This is a genomic window from Paraburkholderia sp. RAU2J (assembly GCF_003634845.1).
GTDB lineage: Bacteria > Pseudomonadota > Gammaproteobacteria > Burkholderiales > Burkholderiaceae > Paraburkholderia > Paraburkholderia fynbosensis.
Genome location: NZ_RBXG01000001.1, coordinates 3,456,271 through 3,479,433, shown reverse-complemented (window position 1 = coordinate 3,479,433; position 23,163 = coordinate 3,456,271). Strand labels below are relative to the sequence as shown.

General features: G+C 63.6%; 21 protein-coding genes and 1 other RNA gene. 11 read left to right on the top strand and 11 right to left on the bottom strand.

The genetic code is table 11. The features are described 5' to 3' along the window. Nucleotides 1-160: 160 nt before the first annotated feature. The 6 genes from B0G69_RS15795 to moaE all read left to right on the top strand — a co-directional run bounded on the left by B0G69_RS15795 (nucleotide 161) and on the right by moaE (nucleotide 6,537). Nucleotides 161-1,408 (top strand): pyridoxal phosphate-dependent aminotransferase, encoded by a 1,248-nt coding sequence (locus B0G69_RS15795; protein WP_121318411.1) that lies wholly within the window; start codon nucleotides 161-163, stop codon nucleotides 1,406-1,408. Between the two features lie 91 nt (nucleotides 1,409-1,499). After that, nucleotides 1,500-2,831, top strand: coding sequence for a homoserine dehydrogenase (locus B0G69_RS15790; RefSeq protein WP_121318409.1), 1,332 nt, complete (start codon nucleotides 1,500-1,502; stop codon nucleotides 2,829-2,831). Nucleotides 2,832-2,838: 7 nt separating this feature from the next. Next, complete coding sequence (gene thrC / locus B0G69_RS15785) at nucleotides 2,839-4,290, top strand: threonine synthase (RefSeq protein ID WP_121318407.1); 1,452 nt, start codon at nucleotides 2,839-2,841, stop codon at nucleotides 4,288-4,290. Nucleotides 4,291-4,485: 195 nt separating this feature from the next. Then, on the top strand, nucleotides 4,486-5,724 hold the full coding sequence (gene glp / locus B0G69_RS15780) for a gephyrin-like molybdotransferase Glp (protein ID WP_121318405.1): 1,239 nt from the start codon (nucleotides 4,486-4,488) through the stop codon (nucleotides 5,722-5,724). A 34-nt stretch (nucleotides 5,725-5,758) separates the two neighbouring features. After that, nucleotides 5,759-6,016: a molybdopterin converting factor subunit 1 gene (gene moaD, locus B0G69_RS15775; protein ID WP_121318403.1), complete on the top strand. Its 258-nt coding sequence runs from the start codon at nucleotides 5,759-5,761 to the stop codon at nucleotides 6,014-6,016. 44 nt (nucleotides 6,017-6,060) lie between these two features. Then, nucleotides 6,061-6,537 carry a molybdopterin synthase catalytic subunit MoaE gene (gene moaE / locus B0G69_RS15770; RefSeq protein WP_121318401.1) on the top strand — a complete coding sequence of 159 codons (477 nt, stop codon included), beginning with the start codon at nucleotides 6,061-6,063 and terminating at the stop codon, nucleotides 6,535-6,537. Between the two features lie 89 nt (nucleotides 6,538-6,626). On the opposite strand, the gene B0G69_RS15765 is transcribed toward moaE, so the two are convergent. Continuing rightward, the gene (locus B0G69_RS15765; RefSeq protein WP_121318399.1) at nucleotides 6,627-7,166 is read right to left on the bottom strand and encodes a group III truncated hemoglobin; all 540 of its coding nucleotides are present in this window, start codon (nucleotides 7,164-7,166) and stop codon (nucleotides 6,627-6,629) included. 303 nt (nucleotides 7,167-7,469) lie between these two features. Here B0G69_RS15765 and B0G69_RS15760 point away from each other — a divergent pair, with 303 nt between their 5' ends. Beyond that, nucleotides 7,470-7,982, top strand: coding sequence for an Rrf2 family transcriptional regulator (locus B0G69_RS15760; RefSeq protein WP_121318397.1), 513 nt, complete (start codon nucleotides 7,470-7,472; stop codon nucleotides 7,980-7,982). Between the two features lie 129 nt (nucleotides 7,983-8,111). Then, a complete protein-coding gene (gene clpB / locus B0G69_RS15755) occupies nucleotides 8,112-10,709 on the top strand; it encodes an ATP-dependent chaperone ClpB (protein WP_121318395.1) in 2,598 nt (865 codons plus the stop codon). Between the two features lie 140 nt (nucleotides 10,710-10,849). On the opposite strand, the gene B0G69_RS15750 is transcribed toward clpB, so the two are convergent. Continuing rightward, entirely contained in the window at nucleotides 10,850-11,281 is a 432-nt protein-coding gene (locus B0G69_RS15750) for a YidB family protein (RefSeq protein ID WP_121318393.1), read from the bottom strand. 199 nt (nucleotides 11,282-11,480) lie between these two features. Then, complete coding sequence (locus B0G69_RS15745; protein ID WP_121318391.1) at nucleotides 11,481-12,071, bottom strand: helix-hairpin-helix domain-containing protein; 591 nt, start codon at nucleotides 12,069-12,071, stop codon at nucleotides 11,481-11,483. A gap of 301 nt (nucleotides 12,072-12,372) precedes the next feature. On the opposite strand from B0G69_RS15745, the gene B0G69_RS15740 reads away from it, so the two are divergent. Next, complete coding sequence (locus B0G69_RS15740) at nucleotides 12,373-12,867, top strand: MerR family transcriptional regulator (protein ID WP_199731223.1); 495 nt, start codon at nucleotides 12,373-12,375, stop codon at nucleotides 12,865-12,867. Next, the gene (locus tag B0G69_RS15735) at nucleotides 12,819-13,253 is read left to right on the top strand and encodes a carboxymuconolactone decarboxylase family protein (protein WP_121318389.1); all 435 of its coding nucleotides are present in this window, start codon (nucleotides 12,819-12,821) and stop codon (nucleotides 13,251-13,253) included. The genes B0G69_RS15740 and B0G69_RS15735 overlap by 49 nt, the downstream gene beginning before the upstream one ends. Before the next feature lie 162 nt (nucleotides 13,254-13,415). Here B0G69_RS15735 and B0G69_RS15730 read toward each other — a convergent pair whose 3' ends face one another. The 8 genes from B0G69_RS15730 to trxA form a co-directional block, all read right to left on the bottom strand. Beyond that, nucleotides 13,416-14,795, bottom strand: coding sequence for an MATE family efflux transporter (locus tag B0G69_RS15730; RefSeq protein ID WP_121318387.1), 1,380 nt, complete (start codon nucleotides 14,793-14,795; stop codon nucleotides 13,416-13,418). Nucleotides 14,796-14,797: 2 nt separating this feature from the next. Then, a complete protein-coding gene (locus B0G69_RS15725) occupies nucleotides 14,798-16,555 on the bottom strand; it encodes a glycosyltransferase family 39 protein (protein WP_121318385.1) in 1,758 nt (585 codons plus the stop codon). Nucleotides 16,556-16,907: 352 nt separating this feature from the next. Further along, nucleotides 16,908-17,174: a type B 50S ribosomal protein L31 gene (locus tag B0G69_RS15720; RefSeq protein ID WP_121319461.1), complete on the bottom strand. Its 267-nt coding sequence runs from the start codon at nucleotides 17,172-17,174 to the stop codon at nucleotides 16,908-16,910. A 303-nt stretch (nucleotides 17,175-17,477) separates the two neighbouring features. Then, nucleotides 17,478-18,311 (bottom strand): M90 family metallopeptidase, encoded by an 834-nt coding sequence (locus B0G69_RS15715; RefSeq protein ID WP_121318383.1) that lies wholly within the window; start codon nucleotides 18,309-18,311, stop codon nucleotides 17,478-17,480. Nucleotides 18,312-18,326: 15 nt separating this feature from the next. Beyond that, nucleotides 18,327-19,883, bottom strand: a complete 1,557-nt coding sequence (locus B0G69_RS15710) for an MFS transporter (protein ID WP_121318381.1) — start codon at nucleotides 19,881-19,883, stop codon at nucleotides 18,327-18,329. Then, nucleotides 19,880-20,416, bottom strand: a complete 537-nt coding sequence (locus tag B0G69_RS15705) for a MerR family transcriptional regulator (protein ID WP_121318379.1) — start codon at nucleotides 20,414-20,416, stop codon at nucleotides 19,880-19,882. The genes B0G69_RS15710 and B0G69_RS15705 overlap by 4 nt, the downstream gene beginning before the upstream one ends. 179 nt (nucleotides 20,417-20,595) lie before the next feature. Then, entirely contained in the window at nucleotides 20,596-21,864 is a 1,269-nt protein-coding gene (gene rho, locus B0G69_RS15700) for a transcription termination factor Rho (protein WP_006048863.1), read from the bottom strand. A 241-nt stretch (nucleotides 21,865-22,105) separates the two neighbouring features. Continuing rightward, nucleotides 22,106-22,432 (bottom strand): thioredoxin TrxA, encoded by a 327-nt coding sequence (gene trxA / locus B0G69_RS15695; RefSeq protein ID WP_006048864.1) that lies wholly within the window; start codon nucleotides 22,430-22,432, stop codon nucleotides 22,106-22,108. A 442-nt stretch (nucleotides 22,433-22,874) separates the two neighbouring features. On the opposite strand from trxA, the gene ffs reads away from it, so the two are divergent. After that, nucleotides 22,875-22,973: signal recognition particle sRNA small type (ffs, locus tag B0G69_RS15690), an RNA gene on the top strand. Nucleotides 22,974-23,163 lie beyond the last annotated feature (190 nt).

Below are 23,163 nucleotides of genomic sequence, written 5' to 3'. Positions count from 1 at the left end.
CGCCGGCTGTAGCGAGCAACGGCCGCTCGACAGAGCGGCCCAATCCGCGTTTGGCGGCCTTCGCCGGCCCTGCGCGTTCCGAATTCCCCGTACGGCGAACTTGCCCGGCCTGGCGTTTTTTAGCCCGTGTCTGTCCGCCCAAGCTATCAACCAGGATGAAGTGCCCGCCGTGAAACCGATTCTCAAATCCAACAAGTTGCTGAATGTTTGCTATGACATTCGCGGGCCCGTCCTCGAACACGCGAAGCGGCTCGAAGAAGAGGGCCACCGCATCATCAAGCTGAACATCGGCAATCTCGCGCCGTTCGGCTTTGAAGCGCCCGACGAAATCATTCAGGACATGATTCTGAATCTGCCGGGCTCGTCTGGCTATTCGGACTCCAAGGGTGTGTTCGCCGCGCGCAAGGCGATCATGCATTACACGCAGCAAAAGGGCGTGCACGGCGTCGAGCTGGACGACATCTACATCGGCAACGGCGCGTCCGAGCTGATCGTGATGGCACTGCAGGGCCTGTTGAATGACGGCGACGAAGTGCTGCTGCCCGCGCCCGACTACCCGCTGTGGACGGCTGGCGTGAGCCTCGCGGGCGGCACGCCGGTGCATTACACCTGCGACGAGTCGAACCGCTGGATGCCCGACCTCGACGACATTCGCGCGAAAATCACGCCGAACACGCGCGCGCTCGTCGTCATCAATCCGAACAACCCGACCGGCGCGCTGTACTCGGACGAACTGCTGCTCGGCCTCATCGAAATCGCCCGCCAGCACGGCCTCGTGATCTTCGCCGACGAGGTCTACGACAAGATCGTCTACGACGGCAAGACGCACACGTCGATGGCCGCGCTCTCCGAAGACGTGCTCACGGTCACGTTCAACAGCCTGTCGAAGAGCTACCGCTCGTGCGGCTACCGCGCCGGCTGGATGTTCATCTCGGGCCTGACCGGCGAGAACCGCCGCCACGGCAAGGATTATTTCGAGGGTCTCGGCATCCTCGCGTCGATGCGGCTGTGCCCGAACGTGCCCGGCCAGTACGCGATCCAGACCGCACTCGGCGGCTATCAGAGCATCAACGACCTGATCGTGCCGAGCGGGCGTCTGTACAAGCAGCGTGAACTCGCGTATGACATGCTGACGGCTATCCCCGGCGTGAGCTGCGTGAAGCCCGAAGCGGCGCTGTACATGTTCCCGCGCCTCGATCCGAAGGTGTATCCGATCAAGGATGACCAGCAGTTCATCCTCGATCTGCTGCTCGAAGAGCGCGTGCTGCTCGTGCAGGGCACCGGATTCAACTGGAAGACGCCGGATCACTTCCGCGTCGTGTTCCTGCCGAATGTGGACGACCTCGCGGATTCGATCAACCGGATCGCGCGTTTCCTCGACGGCTACCGCAAACGTCACACGGCCTAACGCACAATGGGGCGCACGGCGCGGCAAGCACTGCTCCGCGCGCCACCGAGACTCGTCTCTTTTTAATCACCTACTCGAAAACACACGCTGCATGGAACCGATCAAAGTTGGACTGCTGGGCTTCGGCACGGTAGGCAGCGGCACCTTCACGGTACTGCGTCGCAATCAGGAAGAAATCAAACGCCGCGCGGGGCGCGGCATCGAGATTGCGCGCATCGCCGTGCGCAATCCCGCCAAGGCGACGGCGGCGCTCGGCACGCAAGCCGGCACCGTGGCGCTGACCGATGACTTCAACGCGGTGGTCGACGATCCGTCGATCGATATCGTGGCCGAAATGATCGGCGGCACCGGCGTGGCGCGTGAGCTCGTGCTGCGCGCGATCAAGAACGGCAAGCACGTGGTCACCGCCAACAAGGCGCTGCTCGCGGTGCACGGCACCGAGATTTTCGAAGCGGCGCGCGCCAATGGCGTGATGGTGTCGTTCGAAGCGGCGGTGGCGGGCGGCATTCCGATCATCAAGGCGCTGCGCGAAGGGCTGACGGCCAATCGCATCCAGTACATCGCGGGCATCATCAACGGCACCACGAACTACATCCTCTCGGAGATGCGCGACCGCGGGCTCGACTTCGCGACCGCGCTGAAGGCCGCGCAGGAACTGGGTTATGCCGAAGCCGATCCGACCTTCGACATCGAAGGCGTGGACGCCGCGCACAAGGCAACGATCATGAGCGCGATCGCGTTCGGCGTGCCGGTGCAGTTCGACCGCGCGTACGTCGAAGGCATCAGCAAGCTCGCCGCGATCGACATCAAGTACGCCGAGGAACTCGGCTACCGCATCAAGCTGCTCGGCATCGCGCGCCGCGCCGCCAAGGGCATCGAACTGCGCGTGCACCCCACGCTGATTCCGGAAAAGCGCCTGCTCGCGAACGTGGAAGGCGCGATGAACGCGGTCGTCGTGCATGGCGACGCGGTCGGCACCACGCTGTATTACGGCAAGGGTGCGGGCGCGGAGCCGACGGCCTCGGCCGTGGTGGCCGATCTGGTCGACGTGACGCGCCTGCATACGGCAGACCCGGAGCATCGCGTGCCGCATCTCGCGTTCCAGCCGGACAGCCTGTCGAACACGCCGATCCTGCCGATCGACGAAGTGACGAGCGGCTACTACCTGCGTCTGCGGGTGGCGGACGTGACCGGCGTGCTGGCCGACATCACGCGCATTCTGGCCGACACCGGCATCTCGATCGACGCGCTGCTGCAAAAGGAATCGGAGCAGGTCGACGCGAACGGCAAGGGCGAAACCGACATCATCCTGATCACGCACGAAACGGTCGAAAAGCATGTCAACGCCGCGATCAAAACGATCGAAGCGCTGAAGACCGTCGTCTCGCAAGTCACGAAGCTGCGCATGGAAGCGCTGAACTAGGCCCACTATGAACTACCTCTCCACGCGCGGCGCCGGAGCCGGCGAGCGCCACACCTTTTCGGACATCCTGCTGGGCGGTCTCGCGAAAGACGGCGGCTTGTACCTGCCGGCCGAATACCCGCGCGTCAGCGCCGACGAACTGACGCGCTGGCGCACGCTGCCTTACGCGGACCTCGCCTTCGAGATCCTGTCGAAATTCAGCGACGACATTCCCGCCGAAGATCTGCGCGCGCTCACGCGCAAGACCTACACGGCCGCGACATACTGCAACGTGCGCGACGACGAGAGCGCCGCGCAGATCACGCCGCTCAAAACACTGGGCGTCGAGAACGGAGCGCCGCTGTCGCTGCTGGAACTGTCGAACGGTCCGACGCTCGCGTTCAAGGACATGGCGATGCAGCTGATCGGCAACCTGTTCGAGTACGCGCTGGCCAAGCACGGCGAGACGCTGAACATTCTCGGCGCGACCTCGGGCGACACCGGCAGCGCCGCCGAATACGCGATGCGCGGCAAGAAGGGCATTCGCGTGTTCATGCTGTCGCCGCACAAGAAGATGAGCGCGTTCCAGACCGCGCAGATGTACAGCCTGCAAGACCCGAACATCTTCAATATCGCCGTTGAAGGCGTGTTCGACGACGCGCAGGACATCGTCAAGGCGGTGTCGAACGATCACGAGTTCAAGGCGAAGTACAAGATCGGCACGGTCAATTCGATCAACTGGGCGCGTGTCGTCGCGCAGGTCGTCTATTACTTCAAGGGCTACTTCGCGGCGACGACGTCGAACGACGAGCGCGTGTCGTTCACGGTGCCGTCGGGCAATTTCGGCAATGTGTGCGCGGGTCACATCGCGCGGATGATGGGTCTGCCGATCGAGAAGCTGGTTGTCGCAACCAACGAAAACGACGTGCTCGACGAGTTCTTCCGCACCGGCATCTATCGCGTGCGCAAGGCGGCCGAGACGTATCACACGAGCAGCCCGAGCATGGACATTTCGAAGGCGTCGAACTTCGAGCGCTTCGTGTTCGATCTGCTGGGCCGCGATCCGGCTCGCGTGCTGCAGCTGTTCCGCGACGTCGAGGAGAAGGGTGGATTCGACCTCGCGGCGAGCGGCGATTTCGTGCGCGTGAAGGAATTCGGTTTCGTGTCGGGCCGCAGCAGCCACGATTCCCGCGTGGAGACGATCCGCGACGTGTTCGAGCGTTACGACACGATGATCGACACGCATACGGCCGACGGTCTGAAAGTGGCGCGCGAGCATCTGCAGCCGGGCATTCCGATGATCGTGCTGGAGACCGCGCAACCGATCAAGTTCGGCGAGACGATCCGTGAAGCGCTGTTGCGCGAACCGGAGCGGCCGGCTGCGTTCTCGGGGCTGGAATCGTTGCCGCAGCGCTTCGAAGTGCTGCCGGCCGATGTGCAGCGCGTGAAGAACTTCGTCGTGGCGAACACGGGCGAGTAACCCGGGTGGTTGTCGCGCTGCGTGCGTCCGGGGGGCTCGCGCAGCGCACACGCCGCACCGCACAGCCCCGCATCACACCAAGCCGAACCCGCGCCTCACGCCCGGCCGCCCAAGCCGACGGCATCGACCGCTACAATGTTCTTTTAATCTGCGGCTTCGACACCAGAGATGTCCACACCAACGCCCCGCGCTGCCATGCTCGCCACCGCCGACGCGTTGGCGACCCTGCTTGGCGCCGCGCGCCCGATCGACGGCACTGAATCCATTCCCACGCTCGAGGCGCTGAACCGCGTGCTGTCGGCCGACGTCATGTCGCCGCTCGACGTGCCACCGATGAACACCAGCGCGATGGACGGCTACGCGATCCGTACCGCGGACCTCGCACGCGAGGGCGTGAGCCGCCTGCCGGTGTCGCAACGCATTCCCGCGGGCCACGCGCCCACGCCGTTGCAGCCCGGCACCGCGGCGCGCATCTTCACCGGCGCGACGGTGCCGCCCGGCGCGGACGCGGTCGTGATGCAGGAGCAAACCGAAGCCGCCGGCGATCAGGTCACAATTCTCCACACCCCGCAAGCCGGCGAATGGATCACGGCGCAGGGCGCGGACATCCGCAGGGGCTCGGTCATTCTGCCGGCCGGCACGCGGCTCTCGCCGCAGGCGCTGGGGCTGGCGGCGTCGGTCGGCTGCGCGCAGCTCGAGGTGCGGCGGCGCGTCAAGGTCGCCGTGTTTTTCACCGGCGATGAGCTGACCATGCCGGGCGAGCCGCTCGAGCCCGGTGCGATCTACAACTCGAATCGCTTCACCCTGCGCGGTCTGCTGGAGAAGCTCGGCTGCGAGATAACCGACTATGGCATCGTCGCCGACAAGCTCGACGCGACCCGCGCGACGCTGCGCGAGGCCGCCGAGGCTCACGATCTGATCCTGACGTGCGGCGGCGTCTCGGTGGGCGAGGAAGATCATGTGAAGCCGGCTGTGGAGGCGGAAGGGCGTCTGTCGATGTGGCAGATCGCAATGAAGCCGGGCAAGCCGCTCGCCTTCGGCGCGGTGCGCCGTGCCGCATCGCGCGCGAGTGCGGGGGCATCGGCATCGGCCGAAACCTTCTTCATCGGCCTGCCGGGCAATCCGGTGTCCAGCTTCGCCACCTTCCTGCTGTTCGTGCGTCCGTTCGTGCTAAGCCTTGCCGGTGTGCGAACCGTGGCGCCGCGTGCGCTGTCGCTGCGCGCGGACTTCACGCAGAGCAAGGCCGACCGCCGCAACGAATTCCTGCGTGCGCGGATCAACGAAACCGGTGGCCTCGATCTGTTTCCGAATCAGAGCTCGGCCGTGCTGACTTCGACGGTCTGGGGCGACGGCCTGATCGACAATCCGCCAAATCACGCGATCAGCGCCGGCGAGAGCGTGCGCTTCATTCCATTTTCGGAATTGCTGAACTGAGGCCGGCCATGCATCGCAGACCGGTGACATCCCGATGAAAATTGAACTCCGCTATTTTGCGAGCGTGCGCGAAGCGCTCAACCTGGCCGACGAAACCGTCGATCTGCCCGACGGCATCGCGACCGTCGGCGACGTGCGCGCCTGGCTGCGCGTGCGCGGCGGCATCTGGGCCGAGACGCTCGCCGAAGGCCGCGCGCTGCGCATGGCCTGCAACCACGTGATGACGGGCGCCGGCACCCGCATCACCGACGGCTGCGAAGTCGCTTTCTTCCCGCCCGTTACCGGCGGCTAGGCGAGACGCCGCTCACCTGTCCTCAACCCGCCCAGGAGCCGCCGATGCCCGTTCGCGTCCAGACTGAAGACTTCGACCTCAGCGCCGAGGTGGCCGCATTGCGCGCGCGCAATCCGAAGGTCGGCGCGGTTGCGTGTTTCGTCGGCACCGTACGTGATCTGAACGACGGCAGCACGGTCGAGACCATGGAGCTCGAACATTACCCCGGCATGACGGAGAAGTCGCTGGAGGCGATCGTCGTGAATGCGCGTGAGCGCTGGCCGGGCATCGAGGTGCTGATCGTGCATCGGGTCGGCAAGCTGTATCCGCTCGACCAGATCGTGCTGGTGGCGACGACGGCCGCGCATCGCGGCGACGCGTTCGCGTCGTGTGAATTCGTGATGGATTATCTGAAGACCCAGGCGCCGTTCTGGAAGAAAGAGAGGACCGGGAGTGGCGAGCGCTGGGTAGACGCTCGCGTCACCGACGACGCCGCGCTGGCGCGGTGGGGCATCGACTCAGGGAATCAATCGCGGGAGTAGCCGCGCGCCGGAGCACGGATGGGCTGGGTGAGCCACGGTCCCAGCACACGCTCAATGTGCAACACACACGACGCCCCGAACCTCGTCATTCATTCGTCGCGCGGTTGCCCGATAATCCGCGTCGGAAACGGCTCGCCCGCCGGACGTGCGGCATGGGCGTCGTCGTCATGCGGACGACGCTTCGGCGCCACGCGTTCGAGCAGCGCCTGCTGTTCCGCCGGAATCTTGTAATCCCACCCGAAGCGGCTCAACTGCAGGCTCTGCGCGATACGCAGCGCCGGTTCCATGAAGCGCACTGCCGCAGCCGGCTGATAGCGGGACTCGACCGTATCCAGAAACAGATACAGCCAGCGGCTGAAGTGCTGCGGTTCGACCCCGTCAAGCGGCTGATGCGCCTGCTGCACGTTGCCGCGGTACTGCTTTGCACCCAGCACGAGACTGCCCCAGAACGTACACATCTTCGGCAGATGGTCGTCCCAACGGCCCGCCAGCGTGGCGTCGAACACGGGACCGAGCAGCGGATCGGCGCGCACGCGATCGTAAAAGCCGTACACGAGTTCGCGGATGTTCGCTTCGGTCGGCTCGGCGGCGCGCTCGACCGCGGGCGCGGCGGGAAAAGACGGATTCATGCTGATTCCAGAAAAAGGCGGCTGCAGATGGCGGCGCGTCACACGGCGCCACGGGCGACCGGGCGTGGCGTGAAACCGTTTGCGAAGAAAGGAAGAGGGCGGCGAATACCCTGCTTTTCTTACGAATGACCGAGGCGGGAAACGTTACCATTACGACCGGCACATCAACGCCGCCTGTCGAGGCAAAATCACCAAACATGCTTATTGCCGGCATCTTAGGGTGAAGCGGCGGCCCCCGGCAACCCTTGCATCGACGCGGTTATCTTTAGGATCGCGGCTTGCGCCCTTCGTGATACCTGCCCTATGCGACTGACCGATTATACGGATTACTCACTACGCGTCCTGCTGTACCTCGCGGTCCGGGGGGACGCGTTGTCGACGATTCAGGATATTTCGCAAGCCTACGGGATATCCCGCAACCATCTGATGAAGGTCGTGCAGCAACTCGCGGAACGCGGCTGGGTCGAGACCGTGCGGGGGCGCAACGGCGGTCTGCGGTTTGTCGAACATATCCGTGATTTGACTGTCGGCGAGGTGGTGCGCGCGACGGAAAGCGACTTCGCGCTGGTCGCCTGCATGCCCGACCATCGCGGCGAGCACCGGCCCTGCGTGATCTCGCCGCAATGCCGTCTGCGCGCGGCGCTTCAGGCGGCGCGCGATGCCTTTCTCGCCGAGCTCGACCGGCATACGATCGGCGAAGTCACGCAGCCGCAAGGCGCACTGGCCGCGCTGCTCGGCATGAACGGTGCGATCCCGATCTTACCGGTCGCGCCGGCGCCGATGCCGGCGTCAGCGCCGGCCGACGGCGGTGCGTAGGCGGCCGCAAACGGGGCGCGGACAGTTGTTTCGCTCAAATGTTAAATAGTTGCCGCTGGACGCGAAAAAGTGCTTGAAACCTGAATAAAACGCCTCATTTTGGTGGTAATCGAAATTGGAGGTCTCTTGATGAGAATCGACAAACTCACCACTAAATTCCAGGAAGCGCTCGCGGATGCGCAGAGTCTGGCCGTCGGCCATGACAATCAATACATCGAACCGGTTCATGTGCTCTCGGCGCTCGTCGCCCAGCAGGATGGCTCGGCGCGCTCGCTGCTCTCGCGTGCCGGCGTGCACGTGCAGGCGCTGCAAACGGCGCTCGGCGATGCGATGACACGTCTGCCGCAGGTGCAGGGCACGGACGGCAACGTGCAGATCGGCCGCGAACTGACCGGCTTGTTGAATCAGGCGGACAAGGAAGCGCAGAAGCTCAACGACACGTTCATCGCGAGCGAGATGTTCCTGCTCGCGATCGCGGACGACAAAGGTGAAGCAGGCCGCCTCGCGCGTCAGCATGGCCTGTCGCGCAAGTCGCTGGAAAGCGCGATCGCGGCGGTGCGCGGCGGCTCGCAGGTGCACAGCCAGGACGCCGAAAGCCAGCGTGAAGCGCTGAAGAAATACACGATCGACCTGACCGAGCGCGCGCGGGCCGGCAAGCTCGACCCGGTGATCGGCCGCGACGACGAAATCCGTCGCTCGATCCAGATCCTGCAACGCCGTACCAAGAACAATCCGGTGCTGATCGGCGAACCGGGCGTGGGTAAGACCGCGATCGTCGAAGGGCTCGCGCAGCGCATCGTCAACGGCGAAGTGCCGGAGACGCTCAAGGGCAAGCGCGTGCTGTCGCTCGACATGGCTGCGTTGCTGGCCGGCGCGAAGTATCGCGGCGAGTTCGAAGAGCGGCTGAAGGCCGTGCTCAGCGACATCGCGAAAGACGAAGGCCAGACCATCGTCTTCATCGACGAAATTCACACGATGGTCGGCGCGGGCAAGGCCGAAGGCGCAATGGACGCGGGCAACATGCTCAAGCCGGCGCTCTCGCGCGGCGAACTGCATTGCGTCGGCGCCACCACGCTCGACGAATACCGCAAGTACATCGAGAAAGATGCCGCGCTCGAACGCCGCTTCCAGAAGGTGCTGGTCGATGAGCCGTCGGTGGAGGCGACCATCGCGATCCTGCGTGGCTTGCAGGAGAAGTACGAACTGCATCATGGCGTCGACATCACCGATCCGGCGATCGTCGCGGCAGCGGAACTGTCGCATCGCTACATCACGGATCGTTTCCTGCCGGACAAGGCGATCGATCTGATCGACGAAGCCGCGTCGAAGATCAAGATGGAAATCGATTCCAAGCCGGAAGAGATGGACCGGCTCGACCGTCGTTTGATCCAGTTGAAGATCGAACGCGAAGCCGTGAAGAAGGAAAAGGACGAAGCGTCGCAAAAACGTCTGCAATTGATCGAAGAAGAAATCGAGCGTTTGAATCGGGAATACTCGGACCTCGACGAAATCTGGACCGCGGAAAAAGCCGCGGTGCAGGGCAGTGCGCAACTGAAGGAAGAGATCGAGAAAACGCGTGCGGAAATCACGCGTCTGCAGCGCGAAGGCAAGCTCGAGAAAGTCGCCGAGTTGCAGTACGGCAAGCTGCCGGGGCTCGAAGCGCAACTGAAGGAAGTGACGCGGGCCGAGGCGGAAGAGCAGAACAGCCCGCAGCGTCGGCGGCTGTTGCGCACGCAGGTCGGTGCGGAAGAAATCGCGGAAGTCGTGTCGCGTTCCACCGGCATTCCGGTCTCGCGCATGATGCAGGGCGAGCGCGAAAAGCTGCTGCAGATCGAGGAAAAACTGCACGCCCGCGTGGTCGGCCAGGACGAGGCGATCAATGCGGTGGCCGATGCGATCCGCCGCTCGCGTGCGGGTCTGTCAGACCCGAACCGTCCGTATGGTTCGTTCCTGTTCCTCGGGCCGACCGGTGTGGGCAAGACGGAACTGTGCAAGGCGCTGGCTTCGTTCCTGTTCGATTCGGAAGATCATCTGATCCGTATCGACATGAGCGAATTCATGGAGAAGCACAGCGTCGCGCGCTTGATCGGCGCGCCGCCGGGCTACGTCGGTTACGAAGAAGGCGGTTATCTGACCGAAGCCGTGCGCCGCAAGCCGTATAGCGTGATCCTGCTCGACGAAATCGAGAAGGCGCATCCGGACGTGTTCAATGTGCTGCTGCAAGTGCTCGACGACGGCCGCATGACCGATGGCCAGGGCCGTACCGTGGACTTCAAGAACACGGTGATCGTGATGACCTCGAACCTCGGTTCGCAGGTGATCCAGGCGATGGTCGGCGAGCCGCAGGAAGCGGTCAAGGACGCCGTGTGGGAAGAGGTGAAGCTGCACTTCCGGCCCGAGTTCCTGAACCGGATCGACGACGTCGTGGTGTTCCATGCGCTCGACCGCTCGAACATCCAGTCGATCGCGCGTATCCAGCTCCAGCGTCTGCATGAGCGGCTTGCCAAACTCGACATGCAGCTCGTGGTGTCCGACGAGGCGCTCGAACACGTCGGCAAGGTTGGCTACGATCCGTTGTTCGGCGCGCGGCCGTTAAAGCGTGCGATCCAGCAGGAGATCGAGAACCCGGTTGCCAAGCTGATTCTGGCTGGCAAGTTTGGTCCGAAGGATGTGATTCCGGTCGAACTGGAAGACGGCAAACTGGTGTTCGAGCGCGTCGTGCATTAAGCGGTGAAGCGCGGGTGCGGCGGTGGTCGAGCCGCACCGCCAGTATGCAAAAGCGGCAACGAAGGTCACTTCGTTGCCGCTTTTTTTTGTCTGATCGACGAGCCGCTCAGGCAAGGCTGCCCGCCTGCGCAGGCGTGCTTTTATGCGTTCTTGTTGCCGAACAGCGCCGACAGCCCGCCGAGCGCGCCGAGCACCGTGGTCGCATTGAGCTTGCCCTCGGCCGGCACTTCGCCTTCGGGTGTTGCCGCGTTGACGACGTGCGGCAGGATTTGCGAGAGCAGGCCCGAGACCTGATCCGGTGCCACGCCGGCTTTCGCCGCGAGGTTGGTCACGGCGTCCGAGCCGAGCACGCTGTGCAGCGCCTCGGGGGCGATCGGCTGATTTTCGCCGTTGCTGACCCACGACGACACGACGTCGCCGAGACCTTTTTCCTTGAAGCGTTCGATCAGCCCATTCAGGCCGCCCGGCTGGTTATTGACGAATTCGAGTGCGGCTGCGATCAGCGCTTGCTGGCCACCGCCGCCTTCGGGGGATTTGCCAAGCAGGGAACCGATAGTGTCGAGTAGGCTCATGACGGTCTCTCTTGAATGCCGACACGTGCGTGACGGGTCAGCGGGTGAAAACGCCGCGCGGTTGCGCGGCGCAGTGGAAAAAATGGACGGTCGACAGCGGGACGGTTTCGGTGCGCGCATGCCACAGGGATCATGCGGGTCATGCGCGTACCGGGGAATCCTCGCGATGCCGGCGCCCACCTCTTTGCGCGTCGTTACGTTACGCGCCAGAGGCCGCCGCGGCCGAGGCGGCCTTGCTCTTCTTTGCCTTCTTCTTCGAGGCCTTGGTGCCGGACGCGTCGGCCGGCGCGGTGGCCGCAGGTGCGGCGGCCGGTGCGGAAGCTGCTGCTGCTTCGGATGCCGCGGCCTTGCTCTTCTTCTTCGACTTCGATGCCTTCGCGCCCGACGCTTCCGCGGGAGCGGCCGGCGCCGGGGCTGCGGTCGTGGCCGGTGCCGGGGTGGTCGCTACGGGTGCTGCTGCCGGTGCCGCCTTGGTGCTGCTGGTCGACTTCGTCGCGGGTTTGGCGCCGGTCGGCGGCGCGCCCGAGCCGTTGATCGTCAGGCCGGCCGCTTCGAGGTTGGTGACGGATTTGGCGCCAATGCCCTTGACGCGGTTGGCGAGATCGTCGGCGTCCTTGAACGGGCCATTTTTGGTGCGTTCGTCGATGATCGCCTTGGCGTGAACGGGGCCGATGCCCTTGACCGATTCGAGCGCCGCCTGATCGGCGGAATTCACTTCGACGGCCGCCGCCAATCCGGCCGACAGCGACAAAACCACAGCAACGCAAAGCATTAAAAGCTTCTTCAGCATGGCAAGCACTCCATTGAAGGCAAACGAAATAGCCGGGAACGGACGACGCATCCTGTCAGCAGGCGCTGCGTTTAAGCATAGAACAAATCGCGCGCCCTCATTTGTGAATGCCGCCGATTTATACCGATCGGTTCGTGACAAGTAAATCAGGCCGCACAATATTTAAACCTTTTGCTTGGCCATTAGGCTGTTGCGAATTTATCCATTCAATGCCGTCCGCCATAAAAAATCACACCGCAGACAAATGACAGCGGCGAGCGCTTGACTTAGAGTGCACTCGAAGTCCTAACCTGAGTCCGTCATGTCGAAAATCTCAACCGCACTCACCATCGGTCAGGTCGCCGAAACGATCGGTGTCTCGACGCATACGCTGCGCTATTACGAACAGGCCGGGCTGATCCGCGAGGTCGGGCGCACGCAGGCGGGGCATCGCCTGTATTCGCCGGCCGATCTCGACTGGCTGCGCTTCGTGATGCGTCTGAAGGCGACCGGCATGCCGATCGCCGGCATGCAGGCATTCGCGGCGCTGCGCGCACGAGGCCAGCCGACGATGGGCGCGCGCCGCGACCAGTTGGTGGCGCACCGGGATGCGGTTTTGGGGCGGATAGCCGAACTGCAGAGCAACCTGGGCGCGATCGTCGACAAGATCGCGTACTACGAGGCAGCTGCGCGCAACGGCGGCGCGGATGAGCCGACACGACGGGGCGATGCAACCGCATCGCTTTCACATTCGGACAAGGACGCACCATGGACTACGCACAAAACGACCGCTACACCCGGGGCTGGGACAAGCTGAAGGAGATCGACGGCTCGGCCGGTGAGCAGGTGATCGCCGCGCTCGCGCCGATCGCGCCGGATTTCGGGCGGCTGCTGATCGAGTTTGGTTTCGGCGATATTTACAGCCGGCCGCAGCTCGATCTGCGGGCGCGTGAAATTGCAACGATTGCGTCGCTTGCGACGCTCGGATGTGCGCAACCGCAACTTAAAGTGCATATCGAGGCGGCGTTGAACGTCGGGTGTACACGCGAGGAGATCGTCGAGGTGTTCATGCAGATGGCCCTCTACGCGGGTTTCCCGGCGGCGCTCAATGCGCTGTTCGCCGCGCGTGAGGTTTTCGAGCGCCACGATCGGGTGGGCGTGGCGGGGCTGCGGGAAGTCACCGAGGCAGTGGGAGTGGAGTAACCGATATGACGGGCGGCGGGGCGAGCGGTGCCTGGCGGCCCGCCTTTCCTGTGGGCTAAAAAAGCAACTAACCGTCTGTTTCTAGTAGCCGTATTCACAGGGCGTGGGCGGTAAAACCGTAAAGCACCGGTCAGCAAGCCAAGCCGCCAGCCAGATGGCCTCTCAGGCCGCCGAATCCACCACGCCCACCCCCTCCGCGCGCAAATACCGCTTGCTCACCACCCGCCAGTACGTCAGCAAACCAAAACCAGCAATCGCAAGACTCGCGGTATTCGCGACCCAGAATCCCCGCGCGCCGGTCAGCCATTCCGGCGTGACGCCGCTCACGTTGAAGCCGAGCAGATATCCGCCACCCAGCCCCACGCCCCACAAGGCAACCGCATAGATGACGGTCGGCACGACCGCCACCTTGTACGCGCGCAGTACGAACGCGGTGGTGATCTGCAACGCATCGAACAGGTGGTAGCACACGACGATCAGCACCAGCGGCAGCGCCGCGGCCACGACCTGCTCATTCGGCGTATAGCCTTCGATGATGTACGGTCGCAGCACCAGCACGATCGCGCCATAACAGCAGGCGATCGCGACCGCCATCATGATGCCGTGACGCGACAGCGTGCGCGCCGCTTCCGGCCGATGTGCGCCGAGCGCCTGCGCGACCAGCGTCGACGAAGCGATGCCGATCGACAGCGGCGTCATGTACAGCACCGCGCCGATGTTGCCGGCGATCTGATGACCCGCGAGCGTCGTCGTGCCGAAGCGCGCGATGAAGAGCGCCATGAACGTGTAGGACGTGACCTCGATCAGATAGGACAGGCCCATCGGAATGCCCAGCCGCAACTGCGCTGTCTGACGCCGCCACACCGGCCAGCAGAAGTGCGCGAAGATCGCGAACGGCTTGAACACGTCGACGCGCGTGAGCAGCACCATGCCGAGCACCGCCAGGCCCCAGTTGATCGCCGTGCTGGCGAGCGCGCAGCCCGGCCCGCCGAGCGCCGGCACGCCGAACCCGCCGAAGATGAACCAGGTATTGAGCGGAAACTTGAGCAGCAGCGCGCCGATCTGCAGGATCATCACGAGCCGCGGCTGGCCGACCGCATTGGTGATCGAACTGTAGACGCGAAACGCGAGGCCCGCCGGCAGGCCGAAGGCCAGAATCCGCAGATAGGCGAGCGTGCGTTCATGCAGCGCGTCGGGCACGCGCGCCAGATGCAGCACCGGCCCGGGGAAAAACAGAATCAGGAAGCCGATGACGGTCAGCGCGAGCGCGAGCCACAAAGACTGACGCACTTCCTCGCCGATCTCGGCGTAGCGGCGCGCGCCATACAGTTGCGCGGCGATCGGCTGCAACGCGGTCAGAATGCCGGTCAGCCCGATGTAGACCGAGATATAGATCGACGAGCCGAGACCGAGCGCGGCCAGATCGATCGCCGAGTAGCGGCCGACCATCGCCGTATCGATCACGCCGAACGCGATGATCGCCAGTTGGCCGATCAATACGGGCCATGCCAGCGCGGCGATTTTCCGTACGTCGGCGAACATGGTCAGTCGAGCTTCTTGTGCCAGCTGCGGCGTTTGACGACCGGCGGCTTCGGCCGGTCGATCCGCACGTACAGGCGGAAGCGTTCGTCGCGGTCGGCCACGCGGCGCCCTTCCCACACCAGTTTCCAGATGTAGTCGGGCAGCGCACTCGGGTCGCCGTATTCCTGCGAGTCCTGGCGCAGGATCACGTCGCAGTCCTGGTCGAACGAGAAATGCATGTCGCCGAAATAGGCGAAGGTCGCGATCTGCGCATTACCGAGCCGCACCGGCGAAATGCAGGTGTAGTCCTCCGGCAGGTGGCTCGCGATCTGTTGCGCCACGTCCTTGTAGGTCCGGCTGTAGTTGACGACCGGCAGCCACAGCGTCATCAGCAGCACCCACATCAGCGTCGTGCCGGCGCTCGAGAGTACGACGCTGCGCCACAGGACCTTCGGATGACGCGCGAGACGCCAGCGCACCAGCATGAACCAGCACAAGGTCACGGCGACCGCGCACACGAACGACAGAATCTTGAACTGCGGCGCGAAGCCCGGCGCGAGACGCGCGAGGTTGCGCGCAAGCGGATGCGGGAAACCGGTCAGCCCGGCCACGTACACCAGCCAGACGAAGCTGCCGAGGATCGTGAAGCTCAGCAGCGCGAACCAGTCGATTGCGTTGATCGCGCCGCGTTTGAGCGTGGGCAGCGCAAATGTGGCCAATACCGCGAGCGGCGGCAGCAACAGCATGTAGAGCCGGTTCGACTGGTGGCTCTGCAGGATCACCAGCACCAGCAGCGGTCCGATCACCGACAGCGGAATCGCCACGTGCGGCCCGCGCCGCAGGCCCTTCCAGCTGAACCACGACCATAGCGCGAGCGGCCACGCCGGCCACGTGAAGAGCGGCAGGTTTTTCAGCGCATACACGGCGACCGAGCCGGGGGGGCCGGCGAACGAACTCAGACTGACGTGCAGCCACTGATTGAGATACCAGACGGCGTCGTCCGGGAAGGCGGCAAGCGCCGCGATCGGCCACGATACCGCCACCACGAGCGCGATCGGCAAACCGGCCAGCAGCAGCCAGCGGCAGCGCGTTTCGCGCACGATCAGGGTCATCGCCAGTGTGCCGAGCAGCAGCGCGCCGACCAGCACTGGGCTGCTTGCCAATGTGACGAGGCCGATTGCGAGGCCCCAGATCGCCGCACCTTGAATCGGCTTGTCGATCATTCGCACGAGGCCGTACACGAGCATCGCGATACAGACGAACTGCGCGAGTTGCGGCGTGGTTTCGTGGCCGCGTTCGGCGAGCCCGAAGCAGGCGAGCAGGATCAGTAGCGCGCCGTCGGCGAGCGTGCGGCCATAGTCGCGGGGTTCCGGCTCGCCGCCAAACGCGTATTTGAACGGCTGCACTTCGGCGCGCCGGCCGAGCAGGTAGGCGGCATACCAGACGAACGCGCAGCCCGCGCAGAACAGCAGGCCGGTGAACACGCGCGAGGCGTTGCTCGCATCGACCCACGGCGAGAGCACGCGGATCCCGCTGGCGCCGAGCCAGTAGCCGAGCGGGCCGTCCTCGGTCAGGTATTTGCCGACCAGATTCGGCAGCAGCCAGTCATGTGCGCCGCCGTTCGCCATCGTCCACATGACACCGAAGCCGGCTGCGTCCTCGTTCTTCCACGGATCACGGCCGAATAGTCCGAACGACGCGTAGACGATACAGATGGCTAGCAGCAGCCAGCGCGGCAGCGCGCTGGTCGCAGAGGCAGTGAGGCGAACGACAGGTCTCATGCGGTGTGTGGAAATTGGATAAGCGGTGCGGCCAGGACCGGACGGCGGGTCCGGCCGGCATGGCCCTTCTGAAGCATGCGGCATTGTAGTCGTGCCGTGCGATGCGCGTCACGGCCGGTAACGGCCTGCAACGTCGTGGCGAATGCTGTAACACGGCACCGCAGGCAAGTGCCGGAGGGTTGATCCGTGCTCAGGCCAGCGCTGTTGACGCACGAAGCGACCCACGCAGCTTCGCTCTGGAATTCAAACCGGGCGCCGGCCCGATGCATTGGCCGAGGCGACAAAAAAGGGCAGCTCACGCTGCCCTTTTTCGCTGCTTCGCTGTCGGCCAAAGCCGACCACGACGCGGGTATTACTTCGCTACTGCCTTGCCGGTAGCGCGCGTGCCGAACTTCTTATTGAACTTCTCGACGCGGCCTGCCGTGTCCATGATCTTTTGTTGGCCGGTGTAGAACGGATGCGATTCCGACGACACTTCGATCTTGGCGAGCGGGTAGGTGTTGCCGTTGAATTCGGCGGTTTCACGCGTCTGGATGGTCGAGCGCGTCACGAACTTGAAGTCGTTCGACATATCGACGAACAGGACTTCGCGGTAATTCGGGTGAATGCCTTCTTTCATGATCTTTCCTTTAATCTGGCGGTAGCCAACCCGCGTGCGGGCCGCAATGAGCGCGGAACGCATCTAGGCGCGAGCCACTTGCCTATGGTCGAAAAAGGGCGATTATGCCAGAAAATCAGTCGCTTGACGACTTTTCCGCCAGCTTTTTGGCAGCTCGCTGGCCTTGGCCTTAACCGGCGGCGCTGGCGGTCCGGGGCGGGGGCGGTGCGCCGGAGCGCCCGGGGCCGCGCGGTGCCGGCAATTCGGCTCGCAGCGCCTTCGCCTGCGGGTGCCCGGCTCCAGGCGCCCCCCCGTGCGTCTGCGTCAGGCCGGCGCGAAGCTCAAGCCAACGCGCGCCGGATCCTGCCGGTAGTAGCGCGCCAGCAGCCGGTATAACTCCGGATACTCCGCCTCGAACGCGTGCGGCTGCGCGAATAGCGCCTCGCTGCACACCGCAAAGAATTCCGACGGATGGTCCGCGGCATACGGATCGATCAGCGAATTGCGTTCGAAACGCGCCCAACGACGCTCCGGTACCGCGTCGACTCGTGCGCAGAAGTGGTCGTACGCAGGGTCGAACACGTCGGCCCAGGCTTGCGAATCGAGCGGCGCGTGCCAGCGGCGCACGAGCGGCGGGTGGCCGTCCGCCTCGCCGTTGAGCATGTCGATCTTGTGCGCGAATTCGTGGATCACGACGTTGTAGGCGTCCGGCCCCTCGGTCATCTGCGCGTCTTCCCACGAGAGCACCACCGGGCCGCCTTCCCACGCTTCGCCGCTCGCGTCGTGTTCGACCTCGTGCACGACGCCGTCTTCGTCCTCGACTGTCTTGCGGATCACGAATTCGCCCGGGTAGACGATCACGCCGACCCAGCCCCGATACAGGTCGAGGCTCAGGTTCAGCACCGGCAGACACGCCTGCGCGGCGATCGCCACGGTCATCGCGTCGGTCAGCTCCAGCTCGTGCGCGGTCGAGAATTCCTTTTGGGCGATGAACAGGCTGGTGAGTTCGCGCAGACGCGCGAGGTCCGGGGCGTCGAGGTGCACGAGAAACGGCAGGCCGTCGAGCGTGGCTTGCCACAGCGCGTCGTCGATCGCATAGTCGCGCAGCGCGCGGTCGCGGCGGCGAGTGCCCAACCATTGAGTGAGTTTCGAGAGCATGGCCTGATGCAACCTTTAGTCGATCTGTTTTTGCCACGCGGCGAAAAGGCCGCCGCATATCGCTACGCCGATCAGAAAATAGAAGCCGTCCAGCGAGGCCAGAAAGCTCGCCTGCTGCGCGACCGACCGGCTGATCTCGACGAGCGCCAGCGAGTGCGCGTCGGACGCGGTGCGGCCCGCGGCGGCGAGGCTATTCGTCAGCGCGGTGAGCGAGTTCCGGAACACTGGATTGTACGGATTCACGAACTCCACGAGGCGAGTTTGATGCAGCGCCTGCCGATGCTGTTCGACGATGATCACCGAGGCCGTGGCGAACGAGATCGTCAACTGCCGCACGATGTTCTTCAGCCGGTAGCCATGCGTGAATTCTTCGATCGCAAATATTCTGAAGGTCAGATTGGCGACCGGCAACACGATGAACAGCAGCAACAGTCCGCGCAGCAGCAGCGGCACGAGCAGCGCCGCTTCGCCGACACCGGGCGACATGCGCGTCATCCACGCGGCGGCGAATGCGGCCACCGCGAAGCCCGGCACGATGATCCACTTCTTGCGCGGGAGCAGCTTCGCATAACGCAGATAGACGAACAGCGCGCTCGCGGAAATCAGCGACGTCGTGCCGACCAGCCGCCCGGTGTTCTCGACGGGAAAGCCGAGGCCGCTTTCGAGAAAGCGCGAGATCAGATAGCTGAATACCGTTGAGATGTAGTAGTAGAACACGTACAGCACGAGCCCGACCTGGAAGACCTTTTCGCGCAGCGCATGCAGGCGCATCAGCGGCGCGGGATGATGCCACTGCTGATAGATGAACCAGCCCAGCGCGACAAGGCCGGCGACCGTCAGCAGGATCAACCCCGGCGATGCGCTGAACAACTGGAAGCGCACCTGTTGCATCACGATCTGCAGCGCGCCTTGGGCGAACGCGAAAATCAGATATGGCCAGAAATGCGCCGACCCGCGCTCTTCGGGCAGGCGGTTGCCCGAGTCGGGCAACGCGAGCAGGGCCAGCATCGCGAACAGCACACCCACGGGCGCCGTGCACGCGAATAACGCGCGCCAGTCGAAATGCGCGACCAGTTGGCTGCCGATCAACGGCGCGAGCGCGCTGCTCAACACGATCAGCAAAAGAAACGCGCGCGTGGCCGCCGGCCGCTGCTGTGGCGTGAAACTCATCTGGATCAGGATGCGGCAGGTGCCCATCATCGGGCCGATGAAGTACCCTTGAAAGCCACGCGCCAACGCGAGTTCGATCGACGATTCGCAGAGTGCTGCGGCCACCGCGCCGGCGCAATAGAGCAGCATGCAGCCGGCCACGTAGCGCCGGTAGCCGACGCGCTCGACCCACCATTGCTGCTGAAGGATGCCGAGCACCGCGGCGACCGCATAGGCGCTCGAGGCCCACACCAGTTCGTCAGGCGACGCGTTGATGCCGCCGGCGATATAGCTGGTGAAAAACGAGAAGATCGTGTTGTCGAAATAGTCGAGGCCGGTCACGACCGCCAGCACCCATGGGAAAAAATCGCCGCGCAGCTTTTCGACGCTGAACAGCGCGACGCGGTATGACGGGGTGTTCATGACGATTCGTCCGGCGCCGACGTGCGTGATTTCCTGATGCGTCTGGCGGGCGATGCGCCGGCCGCTTTGCCCAGCGCGTTGCGCCGTTGCTCGAGCAGCGCGTCGGCGTTCTCGCCGGCGAGGCGTCGTTCGAGATAGTCGAGGTCGGGGCTCAGTTCGGCGCGCTGCTTCTGCGCTTCCTTGAGTTCGCGGCGCATGGTTTCGATATGGGCGTCGAGCGCTTCGACCTGCTGTGCGATGGCGTCGCGAATCTGCTGCAGCGATTCGGTCGAGAAGCGATGACCGCCGTCGACCGCTTCAAGCGGTCGCTTGAGCATTTCGGTGATGCCCTGCAGCGAAAAGCCGAGTGAGCGCAGACGGAGGATGCGGCCGAAGCGCTTCAGATCCTCTTCGTCGTACAGCCGGTAGCGGCCTTCGCTACGGGTGGGCGAGACGAGGCCGCGTTCCTCGTAGTACTTCAGCGTACGTGGCGTGACGCCGAGGCGTTCGGCTGCGTCGCGCACGGTCAGCAGGGCGGGTGAGTCCTTCGACATGAGCAATGGACAGGTAGGGTGGACCGGCCGCATTGTACTCCAACGTGTACGTTCACGTTCATGTTGTCCGTGCCGGCGGGACCCAGGGTGCAAACTCTGCGGACGAAAAAAAACCGCTCGTCATCGACGAGCGGTTTTTTCATGCAGGACGGCCGATGCAGCTATGCCGGCGCGAGGCCTTAGCTGCCGCCGCCGCGACGCATCATGTCGAAGAACTCAGAGTTGCTCTTTGTCTGGCGGATCTTGTCGAGAAGAAATTCCATCGACTCGACTTCGTCCATATCGTGAATGAACTTGCGCAGCACCCAGATCTTTTGCAGAACTTCGGGCTTGATCAGCAGTTCTTCACGGCGCGTGCCGGACTTGTTCAGGTTGATCGACGGGTAGACGCGCTTCTCGGCGAGACGGCGCTCCAGGTGCACTTCCATGTTGCCGGTGCCCTTGAATTCTTCGTAGATCACGTCGTCCATGCGGCTGCCGGTTTCGATCAGCGCCGTACCGATGATGGTGAGCGAACCGCCTTCCTCGATATTGCGCGCCGCGCCGAAGAAGCGTTTCGGACGTTGCAGCGCGTTGGCGTCGACACCACCCGTCAGCACCTTGCCCGAGGCCGGCACGACGGTGTTGTAGGCGCGCGCGAGACGCGTGATCGAGTCGAGCAGAATCACCACGTCGTTCTTCATTTCGACGAGGCGCTTGGCTTTTTCGATCACCATTTCGGCGACCTGCACGTGACGCGCAGCGGGTTCGTCGAACGTGGAGGCGATCACTTCGCCGGCCACTGAACGCTGCATTTCGGTCACTTCTTCAGGGCGTTCGTCGATCAGCAGCACGAACAGCACCACGTCGGGATGGTTCTGCTTGATCGCGTGGGCGATGTGCTGAAGCATCACGGTCTTGCCGGACTTCGGCGATGCGACCAGCAGGCCGCGCTGGCCTTTGCCGATCGGCGCGATCATGTCGATGATGCGGCCCGTGACGTTTTCCTCGCCGCGCATTTCGCGCTCGAGCAGCAGCACCTTGTTCGGGTGCAGCGGCGTCAGGTTCTCGAACATGATCTTGTGCTTCGAGGCTTCCGGCGGCTGGCCGTTGACCTTGTCCACCTTCACCAGCGCGAAATAGCGTTCGCCGTCTTTCGGCGTACGCACTTCGCCTTCGATCGTGTCGCCCGTATGCAAGTTGAAGCGGCGGATTTGCGACGGGCTGATGTAAATATCATCCGTGCTGGCGAGGTACGAGGTTTCCGGCGAACGCAGGAAGCCGAAGCCGTCCGGCAGCACTTCGAGCGTGCCGTCGCCGAAGATCGTGTCGCCCGTTTTGGCTCGTTTTTTTAGGATGGCGAACATCAGTTCCTGCTTGCGCAGGCGGTTCGCACTTTCGATCTCGAGGCCATTGGCCATCTCGATCAATTCGGACACGTGCAGAGTCTTAAGCTCGGATAAATGCATACGGAGAACCCGCAGGAGAAGGTGCGACGAAATGAAATCTGGGAGGAGAGTGAGCGGAACCGCTCAAGGACTTACACGTCTTTTCGACGTTTTGCGGATTCTAGCATAGCACACGCCAATTTCCGCCAGTGCGGCGTGATGGCATCTTTCTTGTCGAGCGTGTTGCCGGCTGACAACACGCTCATCTCGACGCGCTCGCCCGTCAAGCGGACTGCGGGCGCGCCGCTATGCGCCGCTTGCTTTACAGGTTGCCGTCGAGGAACGCGGTGAGTTGCGACTTCGACAATGCGCCGACCTTCTGCGCGGCGACAGCGCCGTTCTTGAACAGGATCAGCGTGGGGATGCCGCGCACGCCAAACTTGACCGGCGTCGATTGATGCTCGTCGACATTGATCTTGGCGATTTGCAGGCGATCAGCGTAATCCTTCGCGACTTCGTCGAGGATCGGCGCGATCATCTTGCACGGACCGCACCATTCGGCCCAGAAATCGAGCAGCACGGGTTTGTCGGATTTCACGACGTCCTGTTCGAACGATGCGTCGCTAATATGCTTGATTTGTTCGCTCATTGTATGAATACCTCTATCGGTTCGAGGCCCGCCTGAATTGCTCGCCACGATACGTGAAAACCTAAGGAAACTTCTGTTCGCTTTGCCGCACGCGCAGCCTTGCCGACACGCCAGGAAAAACACGATCCCTTCTCCTGGAATGCGCGGAAGGCACGCGCATGCGGGTCATTCGTACGGCAGTTTAGCTTAATTCGCTATGCGTTGCCGGGGGCGATAGTACTCATCAGGGGCAGTGGGGCCAACGGCTGCCGGTGAAGTGCCACGACGTTCCAGTCACTGCGATGCACTGTATCTGGTGGCTGGCGCGGCGAACTCAAGTACCTCCGCAGACGCCCGCGCCGGGCGACTGCTATATGGAGCGAAGAGCCTGATTCGCGCATCGAGTCCGCTTTGCTCGTATTAACAGTCGCGCGATGGGCCAAGCGGTGATAGAATGTTTCGTGACGGGCCTCCTCGCATGGAGGGATGGTCAATCTGGTCAGGTCGGGAACGAAGCAGCCACAGCCGTTTTCCACCAGTGCCGAGGGTCGGGCTCGTCACCTTCCTTTTTCTTGCATTGTCTGTTTCTTCTGTTTGTGTCTTCGCGGGTTTCTCCGCACCCTCTTCGAACTCGTGATTTACCCTTAGCGTCGCCATTTCAGGTGCATGCGGTCATGTCGCCGTTGTCTTTCGCGCGCTCCATCTATTTTTTTCTATCAGTCCGGTAGCCGGGTTCAATGAAGCGGCGCGAC